The sequence below is a fragment of the Streptomyces sp. NPDC033136 genome (genome assembly GCF_055578235.1).
In genome coordinates this window covers 471,367-488,576 of record NZ_JBVIPD010000003.1, presented here as the reverse complement: position 1 = coordinate 488,576, position 17,210 = coordinate 471,367, and the positions used below count along the sequence as shown (strand labels likewise).

Here is a 17,210-nt window from a genome sequence, read left to right as displayed (position 1 = left end):
GGCGGGTGGCCGAGCTTGCCCGGGCGGCGCCGCTTCTACTCATGAGTCGGTTACGGCACACGTGAGATCCAGAGGATCTGTGCAGGGGTATCACACGGGCTGCACACCGCCCTTCCAAAGTCTCGTTAGCGTTACGGCTCGATCCCACGTGCGAACGTGACCAGGCCGCGGCCGACGAGCCGCAGGCACAGCCAGATCGGATAGACCACACATGGACTACTGCTCCTCGTGCCGTCGGCACCTCAACGGCGCCTTGGTCTGCCCGGGGTGCGGCGCCTACGCCCCGGACATCGACCCCTCCGCCGCCGACGGCCCTCCCGGCCCGGCCATGGCGGCCGCCATGGTCTCGGGCGGACCGGCCGCATGGGCCCACCCGGCCGCCCCCGACACGTGGCACGACGGGACCGAGTGGGACGGGAGCATGTGGGACGGGGCCGTGTGGGACGGGCCCCGGACCGGCACGCGCGAGGCCGGCACCGCCTACGCCGCCCACGAGGCCCAGGACGCCTTCGAGGGCCACGACTCCCCGGACACCGGTACGACCGAGGGCGACGAGGCCCGGCCGCAGGGGCGGGCGGCACGGCGCCGTCAGATGGCCCGCTGGAAGAAGAACCAGCGCCGGGCCGTGGTGGCGACCGCCGTCGCGCTCGTCGGCGGCGGGCTGACGGTCGCCGGGCTGAAGGGCGACGCCACGTCCGGTGTGCAGGCGTCCACCGCGCCGGAGAACACGACCATGGGCGGCGCCAAGGGCGAGGCGCCGACGTACACGGAGCCGACGTCGAGCCGGTACGACACCCCGGACTCCTCGCCCACCACCCCGCCGCACACCGGCCGCGCCTCGCGCCACCAGCAGCCCCGCGCCGCCGACCCCCGCACCACGCCCACGGACACACGAACGGAATCGGCCGCCGAGCCGCGCGAACTGCCGCTGACGACCCCGCAGCGGCGCACCACCGCCCCGAACACCGTCGACACGGTCACCGGCGACGCCGGTTCGTCCGCCTCGAACGCCACCGAGCCGACGACACCGCCGGCCGCCGGGACCGGCACCGACACGCAGCAGGCGGAGTCCCCCGAGACACCCCCGCCCGCGGCGAGCACCACCGAGCCCGCCACGTCCCCCTCCGACTCGCAGTCCAAGGAACTCTGCCTGCTCGTCATCTGCCTCGGCTGAGACATCGAGACCCGGATCCCGGCCCGCCGCGCCTGGGAGGAGTGGAACCGCGAGGACACCTACGGCGTGACGGACGTGCCGGGCGCCGGCCCGGTCGAGTCATGGGCCGACCTGCTCGACGTGAGCGGGCCGCTGGTGACGTTCCGCTGGACCTGTGTGTTCGCCGCGGACGGGCAGGTGCTGACGCCGGACTCGACGCTGCGCTTGAGGGAGCGGCACGAGGCCGAGGCGGAACTCGCCACATCGGGGCACGTCGTGGAGGAGGTGCGGGACGCACCGGACCGGCCGGGCCGGGAGTTCGTGTTCGTCGCACGGCGTCCGGGAAACGGCCGCTGAGACGGGCCGCGCCGGCTCCGCGGCAGGGGAGTCCGCCCGTACAATCCTGGCGACCGAAACGGGGCGTCGTCAGCGGGGGAGTCCGCGTGGAAACCATCATCGTGCAGTTGCCCGGTCCGCCCCAGTGGGGCGCCGACGCGTCGGGCAGTCCCGAACTGATCCACCTGGGGCCGGGCGACATCGCGGACTTCGGCCGCGGCGGGGCGGGGGTGCGCATCGTCCTGACCGACCCCGGTGTCTCCCGCCGGGCCGGGCAACTGGAAGCGGCCGGGGACTACTGGCGGCTGTCCAACTACAGCCGCAGCGTGTCGTACGTGGTGGAGAACCTGGAGGGCGCCGGCGAGTACCTCACCGTCGCCCCCGGGCGGCTCGGGGCGCCCGTGCCCTTCGAGTTCTCCCGGGTGGTGCTGCCCGCCCTGTCCGGCACCGCCACGTTCAAGGTGTTCGCACCCCAGCACGCCTACCTCGGCGAGCAGTCCGCGCCGGGCGGCGGCGAACAGACCGTGCACCCCTTCGCCTTGGACCCGACGTCGAAGTACTTCCTCGTCCTGGTCGCCCTGTGCGAACCCCGGCTGCGCGACCTCTCCGACGCTGCCCTGCCCGGGGTCGGGCAGATCGTGGAGCGGCTGCGGCCCCTGGAGTCCTGCCAGGACCTGACACGCTCCGCGGTCAACTACCACATCGACTACCTCGCCTTCGCCAAACTGCGCCTGGAGCCCGGCGACGAGGCCACGACCGCGGACGGCGGCCGCACCGGTGCCAAGCGCACCCGGCTCGCCTCAGTCGCCCTGCGCTTCGGGCTGGTGCGCGAGGAGCACCTCAGCCTGCTGCCGCCCCGCAGCGCCGGCCGGCCGGCCCCGCAGGAGACCGGCGCATGACGACGCCCGGCGCCCGGGACGACGACCTGGACACGCCCCGGCCGCCCCGCCTCCCGGAGGGCTTCCGCATCGAGGGCTGGGAGGTGGGCGCGGTCATCGGCTCCGGCGGCTGGGGGACCGTCTACGAGGCCCGTACCGTCACCGACGGCACACCCGCGGCCGTGAAGGTGCTCCCGACCGGCGCCCTGGGCCCCGGGCAGCGCGCCGCGCTCGGTGAACTCGTGGCGCGCGAGGTCCGGTTCAGCGCGGAGGCCGACCATCCCCACCTCGTCCGCACCCACGCCGTGTGCACCGTCGAGGCACCCGGCGTGCCCGCGCTGGACGGGGCGATCGCGCTCGTCATGGACCGGGCCGAGGCCAGCCTGAAGGACGTACTGGACGCCGCCGGGACGGGCGGGCCGATCGACGACGCGCCTCGCGTCCTGCGCGGGGTCGCCGCCGGACTCGCCCACATGCACGACGCCGGGTGGGTGCACGGCGACCTCAAGCCCGCCAACGTCCTGCTGGGACCGGGCGGGCGGGTGTGGCTGGCGGACTTCGGTCTCGCCGCCGAACTCGACGGCACCCATGCCCATCTGCCGCCCCTCGGCACGCTCGACCACCTGCCGCCCGAGTGGTGGTCCCAGCGCACCGGCACCCAGGGCGCCGTCGTCCGGCCCACCGCCGACATATGGGCCTTCGGTGTCCTCGCCCACCAAGTGCTCACCGGCGGGCTCCACCCCTTCCCCGGCGCGACGGCCCGGGCCCGCTCGCTCGCCGCCCAGGCCTACGCCCGCGGCACCGCGTCCCTGCGGCTCGACGCCGGGCTCGACGAGGACATGCGCCGGCTGATCGCCGACTGCCTGGCACCGGACCACACGACCCGTCTCCCGCACACGGCCCGGAGTCTCACCGCCCGGGTCGAGGACATCACCGGCGGTCCGCGACGCCGCCGAGGACGCCTGGTGCCGGCCGTCGCGGCCGGGCTCGTCGTCGTGACCGCCGCCGCACTCGCCGGGGTGGCCCTGCTCGGCGGACCCGGCGACTCCCGCGACGACGACCGCGACCGCGGTGCCCCCGCCGCCGTCACCGGCGCGCACGGCAGCGCGCCCGGGGAGATCCCGGAGGACTCCGACGTCCCCGAGGCGCTGCGCCCGGTCATCACCCGCGCCGCGCACCGCTGCACCGACGAGGAGATCACCCCCGCCCTGCTCGCCGCGCTGGTCAAGGCGGAGAGCGGCTTCGACCCGGACGCCGCCCGCCCGGAGAGCGACGAGTACGGCATCGCCATGTGGACGCCGTCGGTGTTCCGGGCCTGGGCGGTGGACGGCGACGGTGACGGCGACAAGGACCACATGTCGCCGCCGGACGCGATCTCCACCATGAGCGGGTACGTGTGCTGGCTCGACCAGCGCTTCAAGGAGGCCGGGCTGCCGGCGAAGGACCTGCCCGCGCTGATCGCGGCCGGCTACCGCACCAGTGACCGTACGGTCATCGAGCAGCGCGGCGTCCCGGAGCGGGTGCGGCCGCACGTGGACAAGGTGCTGCGCTACCTCGCCGACTACCAGCCCTGAGTCCTCCCGGGCAGGGGACGCGCACAGGCGAGCGGTGGGCCGAGGCCCCTGGAGGCCCCCGCCCACCGCTCGTCCCCCGTTCCCGTCACGGCTGCGGCCGGCCGCATTCCGGGACGTTCGGCAGCCGGTTGTCCGGCGCGCTGATCGGGGCCCGCCCTCCCGAGGCCGCTCCCTCCGGGCCGCACGTGCCCTGCGCGTACCTCCCGGACCAGCCCCGCTTCACCGCCCAGGGGCGGTGAAGCGACCCGGCGATCCCGACGTGCTCGTCGAAGGCGCCGCAGGACCGCGTGGGACGGTCGTCAGCAGTCCGGAACTCCGGCGATCTTCTGGCCGCCCCGGATGTACAGGTTGTTCACCCAGGCGACGTCGCTGCCTGAGAACTCCATGACGGCGGTCCACCAGTTGTTGGTGCCGACCGCCGGGTCGTGCACGGTCTGGCCCTGTGTCTGGCAGATGGCGTCCGCCCACCACCGCGAACGGACCGCGAGCCGCGGGGAGTCGGTGGTCGGCTGCTGCCGCAGGTTGACGTCGGTGGCCCAGACGTAGACGTCGGTGAGAGTCGGGTCGCCGCCGCGTGCGCCGGCCGGTGCCGCCTGGGCCGTGGTGGCGAGGCCGCCTACGGCGAGCGCGGTCACGGCGAGGCCCAGGGCGGTACGGATGATCAGTCGCTTCATGTGTCTGTCCCCCGTTGGACGGTGGTGAGGATGGTGTGGTCGGACGTGGTCATGGTCCGGGTCAGCAGCGCGCCGAGGCGGGCAGGCCGCCGTACGCGTCGCCCTTGAGGTACACGGCGCTGACGTAGCCCTGGAGGAGCTTCACCCAGACGTCGTTGGAGTAGCCGTTGTCGGTGATGCGCTCGCCGCGGGTCCAGCAGTAGGCGCCGAGCGGCTGGCCCGCCGGAACGGTGGCGTAGATGCCGTAGGAAGTGCCCGGCCCGTAGCGGACGTTGACGTTCTCGTACGGGGCGACCGCGTAGGGCGCGGCCATGACGCGGGCGCCGCCCTGCTCGCCGGCGGCGGCCGCGGTCGCGGCGGTGAGCGGGCCGAGCAGTGCGAGCGCCCCGGCACCGACGAGCGCGGCCCTGGCGAAGAGACGAGTGGGCATGTCGAGTTCCCCCTGACGGTGTGGCCGAACGGTGTGGGCCGACGCTCAGAACTGTAGGGAGACCCGGGGCGACGCGGTCCCTGACAATTGTCAGGATCGGCGGGGCGACGGGGACGAGGGCTTCGGTGGCCAGAGCTCCTCGATACGGCCGAAAAGCGCTCGACTACCGCCGGGGCGCCTGTCTACGATCCTCGCGCGGCATCGCGTGCCGGTCACCGGCCGGGTGAGGCATGGAGGCGCCGCGGAGATGCCCGTGGAGGCATTGACCGTGTCAGTCGAGTTCAACCACACCATCGTCCTGTCCCGTGACCGGGAGAAGTCCGCGCACTTCCTCGCGGAGATCCTGGGACTGGAGGTCGGGGCGCCGACCGGGATGTTCCTGCCCGTGACGACCGCCAACGGAGTCACCCTGGACTTCGCGACCGTCGACATCGACATCCCCATGCAGCACTACGCGTTCCTCGTCTCCGAGGACGAGTTCGACGAGGCCCTCGGCCGCCTCGTCGAGGCCCGGATCCCCATCCAGGCCGACCCGCACGGCAACCACCCCCGCCGTATCAACCGCAACGACGGCGGCCGGGGCGTCTACTTCCTCGACCCCGCGGGCCACGGCCTGGAGATCCTCACCCGCCCGTACGGCACGGACCCGTCCTCTCCGCTGAACGGCGTCACGGAGGACGTGCCCGGGGCGGTCTGAGCCGGGGGTGCTTATGCCGGGGACGGGGCTCAGCCACGCTCCGTCCCCGAACGGCCTTCTGCGGGCGGCGTGTTCAGTGTCCGGCCCGCCCCGCCGGCCCGCCCCCGCCGGCCCGTTCAGCCGCCGTCCGGCTCCCGTGACCGCGGAGCCGGCCCGGGGCCGGTGGCCGGGGCGTGGTCGCGGCGGGGGAGCAGGAACGGGGTGACCAGGGCGAGGGTGCCGGCGAGGGCGATGGCCGCGCGCGGACCGGTCAGCGAGGCGATGAGGCCCCACAGGGCCGTCGTGGCCGCCGTGGTGGCTCGGCCGGTGGCCGTCCAGGCGGCCAGGGTGCGGGTGACCCGGTGCGTGGGGGTGCGGTCGAGGCGGTACGTGGCGAAGACCGGGTTGAACACGCCGCAGCAGGCGATCAGGCCGAACTCCACCAGCATGACCAGCACCAGCCCGGGAGTGCCGGGGCCGGTGAAGGCCAGGCCGAGGGGCCAGCAGGCCCGCAGGATCCCCGAGCCCAGCAGCACCCGGTGCCGGCCGTGGCGCGTGACCAGACGCGGGGCCAGGCGGGAGCCGAGCAGGCCGCCGGTGCAGGGCAGCGCGAAGGCGAGGGCGTACTGCCAGGGGGCGAAGCGCAGGTCGTCGACCATCAGGACGAGCAGCGGGGGTGAGGCCGCCATGATCAGGGCGTTGAACAGGACCGTACTGAGGAACAGCGGGCGCAGGGCCGGGTCGGCGAGGATGTGGCGCCAGCCTGCGAGGAGGTCACCTGCCCGGGGCCGGTCCACCGGACGTCGCGGGTGCTTCTCCGCGCTCCCGATCGCCCGGATCCCGAGCGCCGAGAGCAGATGGCTCACCGCGTCGGCCACCACCGTCGTCACCGGGCCTAACAGGCCGATCGCCGCCCCGCCCAGCGGTGGCCCCAGCATGCTGGCGGTCCAGAACGTCGCCTCGAACCGCCCGTTCGCCACGAGCAGGTCCCGCCGCGGCACCAGCGACTTCAGGAACGCCCCGGCCGCCGCGTTGAAGGTGATGTCCGCCGCAGCCACGGCCACCGACACCAGGAGCAACTGGCCGAAGCTCAGCCGGTCGAGGGCGAACGCGACGGGAACGCTCAGCAGCACCGCACACCGGACCAGGTCCGTCGCGATCATCACCGGCCGTTTGCGGCGGACCTCCACCCACGGCCCGAGTGGCACCGACACCGCCGCGCCTACCGCGGGCCCCACCGCCGCCAGCAGGGAGACCTGCGCCGGCCCGGCGTCCAGCGCCAGGACCGCGATCAGGGCGAACGCGTCGAACGCGAGCCACGTACCGGCCGTGCTGACCGCGTACGCGCCCCACAGCCACCCGAACCGCCGCCCCAGCGACCGCCGTCTTTCCACCATGCCCGGCGCACACCCCCGGCTCCCGCGGACAACCCGGTACTGACCGGGAGCCATCCAAGCGAGGACCGGACGGGCCGATCAAACAACCGCCCGTCACCCGGGCCACAACCAACCGTTGTGGCGCGGCGACACGGGCCGGAAGGTCAGCGCTGGGACACGGGCCGGAAGGTCAGCGCTGGTACAGACCCACCAGCGTCCCGTCCGCGAGCCGGCGCTTCTCGACCTCCTCGTGCACCTGTTCCGCGCGGGGCGCGCCGGGCAGGACGCACGGCTCGGACAGGGCGTAGAGGCGGAAGAAGTAGTGGTGGGCGTCGTCACCCGGCGGGGGATGCGGGCCGCCCCAGCCCTCCTGGCCGTAGCCGTTGACGAGTTCCGTGCCGCCCGGCGGGCAGTGCCCGGCCTCGACGCCGGCGCTGTGCGGGTCGATGCCGACCACGACCCAGTGCGCGAAGGTGCCCGACGGGGCATCGGGATCCTCGCAGAGCAGGACCAGTTCGGCCGCGTCGTCCGGTACACCGCTCCAGGCCAGCGGCGGAGAGACGTTCGGTCCCTCGTACGCGTACCGGCGCGCGATGAAGGAGTGGTCGTTGAACGCGTCGCTGCGCAGTTCTATGCCGGTCATGGGACCCGGGGTACCCCCGCCGGACCGCGCGGACACGCGGTTCAGGCGGTTTGTCCCAGGCGCCCCTGAGTCCCCGGTGCGAGCCCGCGGGGAGGCCGCGCGACGCGTCGGTCCCAGCCGGGAGCGTGACCCGCCCCCTCACGCGGCGCGCGCGGGAACGGACAGCGAACCGTCCTGCTCCAGCCGCACGCCCACGCCACCGCTGATCCGGTCCAGCGTCGCCCGCAGCCACATCCGGTCCTCCCCGGCCGCCGGCTCCAGCCGCATCCGCCGCGCCCGCAGCGGCACCATGCGCAGCCCCGCCAGCCGTCCGCTGTCCGCCTCGACCGAGACGAGGTACGCGATCCGCAGGTCGTCGCGGTACTCCTCGTAGCCGGAGATGCCCTCGTAGTCGTCGACGAAGTCGCCGCAGCCGTACAGGATCAGCCGGCCCCGGTACACCTCCAGCGGGCGGGGGTGGTGCGAGGAGTGCCCGTGGACGACGTCGGTACCGGCGTCCACCAGGGCGTGCGCGAAACGGATCTGCTCCCGGGGCACCCGGTACCCCCAGTTCGAGCCCCAGTGCACGGAGACAACGGTGAGGTCCCCGGCCTGGCGCAGGACGGAACCGGCCGCCGCGGGCGAGAGGCCGGGCAGGTACGCGACACCCGGCCGGTCCGCTGTCGCCGCCCAGCCGGACGGGATGCCGCTGGAGCCTGCCCCGAGGGCGAGGACCAGCAGCCGGCGGCCACCGGGGAGGGGGACCGCGGCGGGCGCGTACGCCTCACCGGCGTTCCGGCCGGCACCCGCCGTGCGCAGGCCCGCACCGGCCAGCGTGTCCAGGGTTTCCAGCAGGCCCGGGAGGCCGAAGTCCAGGACGTGGTTGTTGGCGAGGACGGTCACGTCGGGCCGGGCCACGGCCAGGGCGGGCAGGTTGGCCGGGTGCATCCGGTAGTGGATCTCCTTGCCGGGCGCGAACGCGCCTGAGCGCGTCACGGACGTCTCCAGGTTCACGGTCCGGGCGTGCGGAGCGGCCTCGTCGAGCACCCGCAGCGCCGCGCCCCACGGCCAGGACGGACCGACGGGCGCGGGCACCGGCCCGTGCACCGACTCGGCCAGCCGGACGTAGCACCGCGCGTCCTCGACGTACGCCTCCCGCAGTGCCGGATCACCGGGGTGCGCCAGGATCTGGTCGACGCCACGCCCGAGCATCACGTCACCGCACAGGAACAGCGTCACGACGCCGTCGGCCACACCTCCACGGTAGGCACACCCCGGCCGGCGGGGTCACGCGTCGACCGTCACGGCACACGACCATCCGCAGGGATCCGGCCCGATCCGCAGCTCGTTCCACGCCACCGACCTCGGGACCGCCCCGGTGATCTCCACGTCCGCGAGGCCGGTGACCGCCAGCCGTACGTCCAGGCCGCCGTCGGCCTCGTCCGCCTCCACGTCCACGGGCACCTGGCCGTACTCCTCCAGGCGGAAGATGACCTCGTCCAGGAGCGAGGCGAGCAGGTCGTCGTCGCTGGCTTCGGCCAGCCGCACTTGGTCCACGGCGGTCGGACGCACTCCGGAGACGTCCGCGAAGCACTCCACCAGCGCCAGGACGGCCTCCGCCAGACAGTGCTCCCGGCACGCCGCCCACGCCTCGATCCTGATGTCGCCCGGATGCGGTACCGCCCGGTGCCCGCAGTCGCCCGGCTGCCGTCCCTGCCCGTCGTCGTCCCTGTCACCGCCCATGGACATCGCCTGCCCGGGGCGCGCGGACCCATGCGGCGACCGGCCCGGCCGTGGCTCAGACGGGCTCGTCCGCGAGGTAGGGCGGCGCCGGGTCGTACTGGATGTAGCGCCGTACGGCCCGCGCGTGGTCCCGGCCGTGCAGCCGGCCGACCAGCCACAGCGCGCTGTCGATACCGGCCGAGACGCCCTGGCTGGTGATCAGGTCGCCGTCCACGACGTAGCGGGCGTCGCGGACGACCGTGACGTCGCCGAGCGCCTGGAGGGTTTCCTCGTGGCTCCAGTGGGTGGCCACCCGGCGCCCGCGGGCGGGCCCGGCGGCGTGCAGCAGGAACGTGCCCGTGCACACGCCGTGCGTCCACGAGGTCTGTCCGGCGGTCTTCCCGATCCAGTCGGTGATCACCCGGTTGTGCGGCTGGACCTCACGCGCTCCCCGTCCGCCCGGCACATGCAGCACGTCCAGGGGCGGATGGTCGTCGAGGGTGTGGTCGGGCAGGACGCGCAGGCCCTTGTTGCAGCGCACCGGCCCGGGGTGCTCGGCGATGAGCACGGCCGAGTCGGCGCTGTCGCGCAGCCGGGCGGAGACCGTGAAGACCTCCCAGGGCCCCACGAAGTCGAGTTCCTCGGCGTCCTCGAAGACCAGCAGGCCATACGTCGTCATGCGGGTTCCCCCTTCTCTGAGATGCGGTGCTCTGAGGCGTGGTGAGCGCCGGCGGGTTCCGCGGTGGAGCGGAACCGGGCGCGGTAGTCCGACGGCGCGACACCGAGCCGGCGGTGGAAGGTGCGGCGCAGCGTCTCGGCGGTGACGAAGCCGCAGCGGCGGGCGATGGCCTCGACCGGTTCGTCGCCCTCGGTGAGGGCGCGCTGGGCCGCCTCGACGCGCACCCGCTCGACGTACGCGGCCGGCGGCACGCCCAGTTCGGCGGTGAAGCGGCGCTGGAGGTGACGCGGGCTCAGCCCGGCGTGCGCGGCGAGGCCGGCGATGTCGTGCCGGGCGCCCGGATCGGCGTGGATCGCGGTGACGGCGGCCCGCACCGGGTCCGTCGCGGGCTGCCGTGACCACAGCGCCACACTGAACTGCGACTGGCCGCCCGGGCGACGCAGGAACAGCACCAGATGGCGCGCCACCCCGTGCGCCACGTCCCGGCCCAGGTCGTCCTCGACCAGGGCGAGTGCCAGGTCCATCCCGGCCGTCACGCCGGCCGACGTCCACACCCGCCCGTCCCGGACGAAGATCGGATCGCAGTCCACCCGCACCCCGGGATGCTCCCGGGCCAACTGCTCCGCACGGGCCCAGTGCGTGGTGACCCGCCGTCCGTCCAGCAGCCCCGCGGCCGCCAGCAGGAACACCCCGCTGCACACCGAGGCGACGCGCCGGGCACCGGACGCGGCGGCGGCGACCCAGGCGACCAGCGCATCGTCCTCCCGGGCCCGGTCGACGCCCTGGCCGCCGGCCACCACGAGGGTGTCCGCCCCGGCCGGGTCGAGGTCGCTCACGCCGTGGGCGGCGTGCACGAGCAGCCCGCTGACCGACCTGACCGGCCCCGCCCGGGCCGCCACGACCTCGCAGGTGTAGCCGCCCGCACTGTGGAACACCTCGTGCGGTCCGGTGAGGTCGAGCGGCTGGAAGCCGTCGAAGACGACGAAGACGATACGGCGATCGGTCACCCCGCCACGCTCCACCGGGCCGGAGCACGGCGTCAACGACACGCATCCCACAGATCGCGCCATGGGACGTCCGCCGCCGCCGGGGTACCACGGAGCGAGGGGGAGAGGAGGCTCCCGATGATCTCCCAGACGGTCACCGTGCCCGCCGGCCGCACCACTCTCACCGGTGATCTGGACGTGCCGCCGGACGCCCGCGCGATCGTGCTGTTCGCGCACGGCAGCGGCAGCTCGCGGCACAGTCCCCGCAACCGCGAGGTCGCCACCGGCCTGCGCACCGCCGGGCTCGGCACCCTGCTGATCGACCTGCTCACCGAGGAGGAGGAACGGCGGGACGCGCTCGCCGCCGAGCTCCGTTTCGACATCCCCCTGCTGGGCCGCCGGGTGGTGGCCGCGATCGACTGGCTGGGCCAGTGGTACGCCACCCGGAGCCTGCCCGTCGTCCTGTTCGGCGCCAGCACCGGCGCGGGTGCGGCCCTGGTCGCCGCCGCCGAACGCCCCGGGCGGATCCGGGCGGTCGTCTCGCGCGGCGGCCGGCCCGACCTCGCGGGCCAGGCCCTGGACGCGGTACGGGCCCCGGTGCTGCTGATCGTGGGCGGCCGGGACGGGCACGTGCTGCGGCTCAACGAGGAGGCGGCCCGGCGGCTGCACACCCCGCACACCCTCCACGTCGTGCCCGGGGCCACCCACCTGTTCGAGGAGCCGGGAGCGCTCGACCAGGTCACCGACGCGGCCCGGCGGTGGTGCGACGAGCAGCTGACGACCGCCGCGGGCTGACGCCGGCCGGACCCGGCCCCCCGGCCGGCCGGGACGCGACCGGGCGCCCTGCCGCCGCAGTTCCCGCCGCAGCCGCCGGGAGGGCACGCGGCCGGCGGCCACTCGCTGCACCACCGCGCCGGCGTCGGGCCGGAAGCACGCCGCGATCCCGAGCGCGACGGAGGTACGCCGGGTGTGCATCGTCCGGTGCGCACCGGGGTACGCGGGAGCCGGGACCGGCCGGGGCCCTCTTCGTGCGGGAAGCGGAGGTGACCGTCATGCGGTTCCGTGATCGCCGGCAGGCCGGCGGGGAACTGGCCGAAACACTGCGCACCCGGCAGCGGGAGGGGGACCTGCCCGATCCGCTCGTGCTCGCCCTGCCCCGCGGCGGCGTCGCCGTGGCGCGCGAGGTCGCCGACGCGCTGGACGCCCCGCTCGACGTCCTCGTCGTCCGGAAGATCGGCGCGCCCTTCCAGGAGGAGTTCGGCGTCGGCGCGATGGCCGGGGACGAAGTGCCGCTCCTCGACGAGGACGCCCTGCGGCACCTGGGCATCAAGGAGGCCGCCCTGGCCCCCGTCATCGAGCGGGAGCGCGCGGAACTGCGCCGCCGCGAACGGCTGTACCGGCAGGGCCGTCCCGCCCCCGAGCTGCGGGGACGGACCGTGATCGTCGTCGACGACGGTCTGGCGACCGGCTCCACGGCCCGCGCCGCGCTGCGCTTCGTACGCCGCCAGGCGCCCGAACGGGTGGTGCTGGCCGTGCCGGTGTGCTCCCCGGAGGCGGCCGGGCTGATGCGCGCCGAGGCCGACGAGCTGGTCTGCCTGCACCAGCCGGCCGCGTTCATGGCCGTGGGCCTCTGGTACGAGAACTTCGACCAGCTGACGGACCAGGACGTCCTGCGGGCGCTTCACGTGCGCCTTTGACCCTGGTCACCCGGCAGGAGCGGCGGAAGCCGGCCACGACGGACGACGATGTGTGCTCGCGCCGCCTCCCTCGCGGCCGGCGCGGCGATGATCTCCACCTTCCCCTGGGTCGCCGCCTCTTCCGTTCCCCTGGGTCGCCGCCTCTTCCGGCGCGTTCCTGATCAGGGCCGCCCGGAAGCCCGGTCCAGGACGCCCGCGAGGACGTCCATGAGCAGGCGGCACAGCGCGCCGCCGGGTCCCGGTAGCTCCCCGGTGCGCTGCTGTCAGACGACGCCGTCCGCGCGCAGCGCCGCCACCTCCTCGCCGGTGCGGCCCAGTTCGGTGAGGATCGCGTCGCTGTGCTCACCCACCGCCGGCACGGGGTCCATGCGCGCGGGCAGGCCGGCGAGGTCGGCAGGCGGGAGCAGGGCCTCCACCGTGCCGCCCGGCAAGCCCACCTCGGTCCAGCGGCCGCGGGCGGCCAGCACGGGGTGGTCCAGGAACGCGGCGACATCGTTGACCCCGGCGCAGGCGATGCCCATGCGCTCCAGGTCCTTGAGGATCTCGTCCGAGCCGGAGCGGGCGATGCGGCCGGCGACGACGGTGTCGAGCTCGCCGCGGTGGGCGACGCGGTCGGAGGCGGTGGCGAAGCGCGGGTCGTCCACCAGCTCCGGCCGGCCGAGGAACTCGGTGCACAGGGCCGCCCACTCCCGCTCGTTCTGGATGGAGAACAGAACCTCCTTGCCGTCGGCGGCGGGGTACGTCCCGTAGGGCGCGATGGTGGCGTGCCGGGTGCCGAGGCGCGGGGGCTGGGTGCCGCCGTGGCGGGTGTAGTAGGCGGGCTGGCCCATCCACTCCGCGAGCGCCTCGAACAGGGACACCTCCACCGGGTGGGCGTCGCCGGTGGTGGCGCGGGTGTACAGGGCGGTGAGGACGCCGCTGTAGGCGTACATCCCGGCGGCGATGTCGGCGACGGAGATCCCGGTCCGGGCGGTTCCCTCCGGGGTTCCCGTCAGCGACACCAGCCCGGTCTGGCACTGCACGAGCAGGTCGTACGCCTTGCGGTCGGCCCAGGGGCCGGTGGTGCCCCAGCCGGATATCGTGCACGGGATCAGGTCCGGGCGGCGGCCGGTGACGGCGGCGGCGTCCAGACCGAGCCGGGCGGCGGCGCCCGGGGCGAGGTTCTGCACGAACACGTCGGCGCCGTCGAGGAGGTCGTGCAGGATCTCCCGGCCGCGCGGGTCCTTCAGGTCGAGCGTGAGGGACTCCTTGGAGCGGTTGAGCCACACGAAATAGCTGGAGTGGCCGTGCACGGTCGTGTCGTACCGGCGCGCGAAGTCACCGCCGCCGGGCCGCTCCACCTTGATCACACGGGCCCCGAGGTCGGCGAGCTGCCGGGTGGCGTAGGGCGCGGCCACGGCCTGCTCCAGGCTGACCACCGTGACCCCGGCCAGGGGATACCGCTGCACGCTCATGCCTCAAGCTCCTGAACCTCGTACGGGAGGGCGCCCGGACAGTGTCTCCCAGGAGGACGGGGGCGGGGCGGGCTGCCTGGGGCGATTCCGATCACGGGGGGTTGAGCGGGGGCGAGTGTGCTTCCTGGCTACGCGCGGGCCAGCTGCCTCATGGTCAGGGCCAGCTGGAGCCGGAGTCTGCCCTGCGGGGTGCGTACCGGCCAGCCCAGCAGGTGCTCGGCTTGGGTCAGACGGTCCTGGAGCGTGGAGTGGTGGACGCTGATCCCGGCGGCGGCCGCGCGCAGGCTGGCCGCGTACGCGACGGCGTGCAGGGTCGCCAGCAACCAGGGCGTGGCCGCCGCGGCCGCCTCCAGGACGCGCACGTCGGGAGGCGGTTCGGCCCCCGGTGCGACGAGGCCGGCGAGGAGGGCGATGCCGCCCAGCTCGTCGGCGTACACGACCCGGGACCCGGGGTCCTGCGGGGTGCCCTCGGCGGTGAACCGCAGGGCGGTACGGGCCTCGTCCCATGAGCGGGGCAGATCGAGCACGGGGACGGCGGGTCCGACACCGAGCCGTCCGGCGGGGAGGCCGGAGCCGTCCGGGGGAACCGGTGGGCCGGTGAGCGGACCGGCCGCTGGGGGAGTCGCAGCCGTCCGAGGCCGGACGACGGCCGGGGCCGCCTCCGCGGCGGCCCGGCCGCCGTGCGGGGCGACGCTCGTGCCGGCGGGTATCACCCGCGGCCGGCCGGTCAGGGGGGCGAGGGCCCGGGCCGGGGACGCGGGGTCCAGGCCGACGCGACGGGCGGCGTGCAGACGGGCCTGGTCCGGGGCGGTGGCGTCGAGCAGCGTCTCCACCAGCGCCGGGTCGTCGGCGGGAGCCCGGCCGCGCGTGCGATCGAGAACGAGCCGCAGGGCGCCGGCGGCCCGTTCGAGAATCACCGCGTCGACCACGCCGGGAACGACTCCGGCGCGCTCCCCGGCGGCCGCGTCCCGCTCCAGCCACAGCGCTCCGGCCCCGTCAGGGCCCAGCCGTGCGGAGGGCCAGACCGTCACCGGCGGCCCACCGGCGTCCCGCCGGGTCCCGTCGGCCTCCACCCGGACGTGCACCCGCCGCTCCGGGTCCACCAGCCGGGCCGGGCATCCGGCCAGGACGGCGGCACCCCGTACGAGGGCCTCCACACCGGCTCTGGACTCGGCCAGGCGGTCGAAGTAGGCGATGACCCGGACCGCCGCTCCGGCGTCCGGGTCGAGCGCGGTCAGGCGCCCGGCCAGCTCTTTCATAGGCCCATGGTGCGGCATGCGGCCGCTTTTGCGACCGGGGGTGCCGGGGGGCGCCCGGGCACCGCGCGGTGAGCGGGGCCCGCCTCCGGCCTTGTTTTCGGATGCTGTCGGCTGGTGCGAGGGTCCGTCCCGGTCGTCACCCGCCGAGCAGTCTGCGCAGCCAGCCCAGCTGTGCCGCCCGCGCCGACTGGGACAGCGCCGCCTGGGGCGCGAACCCGTCGAAGCCGTGGAACCCGCCGGGCCAGACGTGCAGTTCCGCCACGCCGCCCGCCTGCCAGATGCGCGAGGCGTAGGCGACCACCTCGTCCCGGAAGGTCTCCGCGGAGCCGACGTCGAGGAAGGCCGGCGGCAGGCCCGTCAGGTCGTCGGCCCGGGCCGGTGCCGCGTAGGCCGGTACGTCCGGGCCGCCCCGGCGGGAACCCAGCAGCGCGGTCCAGCCGGTCTCGTTGGCGGTGCGGTCCCACACTCCGAGGCCCGCCATCTGGTACGTCGACGGCGACTCGTTGCGGTCGTCGAGCATCGGGCACAGCAGCATCTGCCCGACCGGCTGCGGCCCCTTGCGGTCCCGGGCGAGCAGGGCCAGGGCCGCGCACAGCCCGCCCCCGGCACTGGCGCCCGTGAGGACGATCCGCTCGGGGTCGCCGCCGAGCCCGGCGGCGTGGTCCGCCGTCCACAGCAGGCCCGCGTACGCGTCCTCGACCGGCGCGGGATGCGGATGCTCCGGCGCCAGCCGGTACTCGACGGACACCACGATCGCGTCCAGCGCCTGCGCCCACGCCAGGGGGCCGTCGACGCCGACCCGGTTGTTCCCGATGATCATGCCGCCGCCGTGCACGTGGTAGAGCACGGGCCGCGGCCCGGAGGCTGCCGGAGTGGCGGGAGTGGCGGGAGTGGTGGGGCGGCAGATCAGCAGGGAGATGTCCGGCTCGCCCTCCGGCCCGGGCACCTGCCGGTCCTCCACCTCGAACGTCCCGCCCATCGTCAGGTCCAGCTCGGCCAGCATCTGGATACCGGGGCCCTGGCGCACCTCGGCGATCTCGTCCGGCGTGAGCCCCGGGCGGATCATGTCCTTGATCAGCTCCAGGGCCGCGGCGAGTTCGGGGTCGAACGGGGGCGGTACGTGCGTCATGACGTCTCCTCGGGCGAGGTCGCGGTGGCTCGGGCAGCCATGGTCGGTCCGGTGTCCCCGGCAGCGGGCGCCGCCGTGCGGCGGAACCTGCCCGCCGTTCGGCGGGTGGCGCCCGGTGCCGGACGAGGGCCGCCTCTCCCGTGACCGCGGCGGCCCAAGATACGCGCAGGTCATGCGGGCGTGAGAGGCAGGAGCAGGGACATCCGGCACCGCGTCGTCGTCCGAAGCCGGCCGCACCGCCGGGAGGTCGCTCGGCCCGGGGCGGTTTCGAGCCGGGGCGGGGAGGGGCTCAGTCGCCCGCAGGGCCCGCCGCCGGTCCCCCATATACCCTTTCCTATTATTTAGGCCCATCTGTAAGGTTTGGGCAGTCATCCGGCAGGGATGAGAATGCGGTGACGAGGGAGCAGCAGGCGCCCGGGCTGCCTGGCGCGCATCGCGGGGAGCAGGTCGAGGATCTGCCGTTCCACCCACCGGTCCTGGGGGGGGGGGGGGGGGGGGGGGGGGGGGGGGGGGGGGGGGGGGGGGGGGGGGGGGGGGGGGGGGGGGGGGGGGGGGGGGGAGAGTA

At 75.0% G+C, this 17,210-nt stretch carries 17 protein-coding genes and 1 pseudogene; 7 read left to right on the top strand and 11 right to left on the bottom strand.

Annotated features, from left to right (window positions below):
• Nucleotides 1-211 precede the first annotated feature (211 nt).
• The 4 genes and pseudogenes from ACZ5TL_RS07875 to ACZ5TL_RS07860 all read left to right on the top strand — a co-directional run bounded on the left by ACZ5TL_RS07875 (nt 212) and on the right by ACZ5TL_RS07860 (nt 3,941).
• Nucleotides 212-1,174, top strand: coding sequence for an SCO2400 family protein (locus ACZ5TL_RS07875; protein WP_468588504.1), 963 nt, complete (start codon nt 212-214; stop codon nt 1,172-1,174).
• Between the two features lie 6 nt (nt 1,175-1,180).
• Nucleotides 1,181-1,510: pseudogene (locus tag ACZ5TL_RS07870) on the top strand (SAM-dependent methyltransferase); the annotation flags it as partial.
• An 86-nt stretch (nt 1,511-1,596) separates the two neighbouring features.
• Entirely contained in the window at nt 1,597-2,388 is a 792-nt protein-coding gene (locus tag ACZ5TL_RS07865) for a serine/threonine protein kinase (protein ID WP_468588503.1), read from the top strand.
• Nucleotides 2,385-3,941, top strand: a complete 1,557-nt coding sequence (locus ACZ5TL_RS07860) for a protein kinase domain-containing protein (protein ID WP_468588502.1) — start codon at nt 2,385-2,387, stop codon at nt 3,939-3,941. The genes ACZ5TL_RS07865 and ACZ5TL_RS07860 overlap by 4 nt, the downstream gene beginning before the upstream one ends.
• A 299-nt stretch (nt 3,942-4,240) precedes the next feature.
• Here ACZ5TL_RS07860 and ACZ5TL_RS07855 read toward each other — a convergent pair whose 3' ends face one another.
• Both ACZ5TL_RS07855 and ACZ5TL_RS07850 read right to left on the bottom strand, forming a co-directional pair.
• Entirely contained in the window at nt 4,241-4,615 is a 375-nt protein-coding gene (locus tag ACZ5TL_RS07855) for a peptidase M23 (RefSeq protein ID WP_468588501.1), read from the bottom strand.
• A 61-nt stretch (nt 4,616-4,676) separates the two neighbouring features.
• A complete protein-coding gene (locus tag ACZ5TL_RS07850; protein ID WP_468588500.1) occupies nt 4,677-5,045 on the bottom strand; it encodes an SH3 domain-containing protein in 369 nt (122 codons plus the stop codon).
• A gap of 268 nt (nt 5,046-5,313) precedes the next feature.
• Here ACZ5TL_RS07850 and ACZ5TL_RS07845 point away from each other — a divergent pair, with 268 nt between their 5' ends.
• Nucleotides 5,314-5,742, top strand: coding sequence for a VOC family protein (locus ACZ5TL_RS07845; protein WP_468588499.1), 429 nt, complete (start codon nt 5,314-5,316; stop codon nt 5,740-5,742).
• A gap of 116 nt (nt 5,743-5,858) precedes the next feature.
• Here the strand turns inward: ACZ5TL_RS07845 and ACZ5TL_RS07840 are convergent, their stop codons facing one another.
• From ACZ5TL_RS07840 to ACZ5TL_RS07815, 6 genes are all read right to left on the bottom strand, one after another.
• Nucleotides 5,859-7,118, bottom strand: coding sequence for an MFS transporter (locus ACZ5TL_RS07840; protein WP_468588498.1), 1,260 nt, complete (start codon nt 7,116-7,118; stop codon nt 5,859-5,861).
• A gap of 169 nt (nt 7,119-7,287) precedes the next feature.
• Nucleotides 7,288-7,740, bottom strand: coding sequence for a YbhB/YbcL family Raf kinase inhibitor-like protein (locus ACZ5TL_RS07835; protein WP_468588497.1), 453 nt, complete (start codon nt 7,738-7,740; stop codon nt 7,288-7,290).
• Nucleotides 7,741-7,878: 138 nt separating this feature from the next.
• On the bottom strand, nt 7,879-8,973 hold the full coding sequence (locus tag ACZ5TL_RS07830) for a CapA family protein (protein ID WP_468588496.1): 1,095 nt from the start codon (nt 8,971-8,973) through the stop codon (nt 7,879-7,881).
• A gap of 33 nt (nt 8,974-9,006) precedes the next feature.
• The gene (locus ACZ5TL_RS07825) at nt 9,007-9,462 is read right to left on the bottom strand and encodes an archease (RefSeq protein WP_468588495.1); all 456 of its coding nucleotides are present in this window, start codon (nt 9,460-9,462) and stop codon (nt 9,007-9,009) included.
• A gap of 55 nt (nt 9,463-9,517) precedes the next feature.
• Nucleotides 9,518-10,120, bottom strand: a complete 603-nt coding sequence (locus ACZ5TL_RS07820) for a DJ-1/PfpI family protein (protein WP_468588494.1) — start codon at nt 10,118-10,120, stop codon at nt 9,518-9,520.
• Nucleotides 10,117-11,127 carry a GlxA family transcriptional regulator gene (locus tag ACZ5TL_RS07815; RefSeq protein WP_468588493.1) on the bottom strand — a complete coding sequence of 337 codons (1,011 nt, stop codon included), beginning with the start codon at nt 11,125-11,127 and terminating at the stop codon, nt 10,117-10,119. The genes ACZ5TL_RS07820 and ACZ5TL_RS07815 overlap by 4 nt, the downstream gene beginning before the upstream one ends.
• A gap of 117 nt (nt 11,128-11,244) precedes the next feature.
• Between ACZ5TL_RS07815 and ACZ5TL_RS07810 the strand changes: the two genes are divergently transcribed.
• Together ACZ5TL_RS07810 and ACZ5TL_RS07805 are read left to right on the top strand one after the other, a co-directional pair.
• A complete protein-coding gene (locus tag ACZ5TL_RS07810; protein ID WP_468588492.1) occupies nt 11,245-11,901 on the top strand; it encodes a dienelactone hydrolase family protein in 657 nt (218 codons plus the stop codon).
• 257 nt (nt 11,902-12,158) lie between these two features.
• Nucleotides 12,159-12,803: a phosphoribosyltransferase gene (locus ACZ5TL_RS07805; protein ID WP_468588491.1), complete on the top strand. Its 645-nt coding sequence runs from the start codon at nt 12,159-12,161 to the stop codon at nt 12,801-12,803.
• Between the two features lie 263 nt (nt 12,804-13,066).
• Here ACZ5TL_RS07805 and ACZ5TL_RS07800 read toward each other — a convergent pair whose 3' ends face one another.
• From ACZ5TL_RS07800 to ACZ5TL_RS07790, 3 genes are all read right to left on the bottom strand, one after another.
• On the bottom strand, nt 13,067-14,257 hold the full coding sequence (locus tag ACZ5TL_RS07800; RefSeq protein WP_468588490.1) for a CaiB/BaiF CoA transferase family protein: 1,191 nt from the start codon (nt 14,255-14,257) through the stop codon (nt 13,067-13,069).
• A gap of 128 nt (nt 14,258-14,385) precedes the next feature.
• Complete coding sequence (locus ACZ5TL_RS07795; protein ID WP_468588489.1) at nt 14,386-15,516, bottom strand: helix-turn-helix domain-containing protein; 1,131 nt, start codon at nt 15,514-15,516, stop codon at nt 14,386-14,388.
• A gap of 136 nt (nt 15,517-15,652) precedes the next feature.
• A complete protein-coding gene (locus tag ACZ5TL_RS07790) occupies nt 15,653-16,645 on the bottom strand; it encodes an alpha/beta hydrolase (RefSeq protein WP_468588488.1) in 993 nt (330 codons plus the stop codon).
• Nucleotides 16,646-17,210 lie beyond the last annotated feature (565 nt).

Bases quoted from the DNA above. Each gene is read 5' to 3' on its own strand.
- ACZ5TL_RS07820 (WP_468588494.1), bottom strand. From the start codon at position 10,120: ATGACGACGTATGGCCTGCTGGTCTTCGAGGACGCCGAGGAACTCGAC.
- ACZ5TL_RS07810 (WP_468588492.1), top strand. From the start codon at position 11,245: ATGATCTCCCAGACGGTCACCGTGCCCGCCGGCCGCACCACTCTCACC.
- ACZ5TL_RS07825 (WP_468588495.1), bottom strand. From the start codon at position 9,462: ATGGGCGGTGACAGGGACGACGACGGGCAGGGACGGCAGCCGGGCGAC.
- ACZ5TL_RS07805 (WP_468588491.1), top strand. From the start codon at position 12,159: ATGCGGTTCCGTGATCGCCGGCAGGCCGGCGGGGAACTGGCCGAAACA.
- ACZ5TL_RS07795 (WP_468588489.1), bottom strand. From the start codon at position 15,516: ATGAAAGAGCTGGCCGGGCGCCTGACCGCGCTCGACCCGGACGCCGGA.
- ACZ5TL_RS07800 (WP_468588490.1), bottom strand. From the start codon at position 14,257: ATGAGCGTGCAGCGGTATCCCCTGGCCGGGGTCACGGTGGTCAGCCTG.
- ACZ5TL_RS07855 (WP_468588501.1), bottom strand. From the start codon at position 4,615: ATGAAGCGACTGATCATCCGTACCGCCCTGGGCCTCGCCGTGACCGCG.
- ACZ5TL_RS07850 (WP_468588500.1), bottom strand. From the start codon at position 5,045: ATGCCCACTCGTCTCTTCGCCAGGGCCGCGCTCGTCGGTGCCGGGGCG.
- ACZ5TL_RS07790 (WP_468588488.1), bottom strand. From the start codon at position 16,645: ATGACGCACGTACCGCCCCCGTTCGACCCCGAACTCGCCGCGGCCCTG.
- ACZ5TL_RS07860 (WP_468588502.1), top strand. From the start codon at position 2,385: ATGACGACGCCCGGCGCCCGGGACGACGACCTGGACACGCCCCGGCCG.
- ACZ5TL_RS07835 (WP_468588497.1), bottom strand. From the start codon at position 7,740: ATGACCGGCATAGAACTGCGCAGCGACGCGTTCAACGACCACTCCTTC.
- ACZ5TL_RS07875 (WP_468588504.1), top strand. From the start codon at position 212: ATGGACTACTGCTCCTCGTGCCGTCGGCACCTCAACGGCGCCTTGGTC.
- ACZ5TL_RS07840 (WP_468588498.1), bottom strand. From the start codon at position 7,118: ATGGTGGAAAGACGGCGGTCGCTGGGGCGGCGGTTCGGGTGGCTGTGG.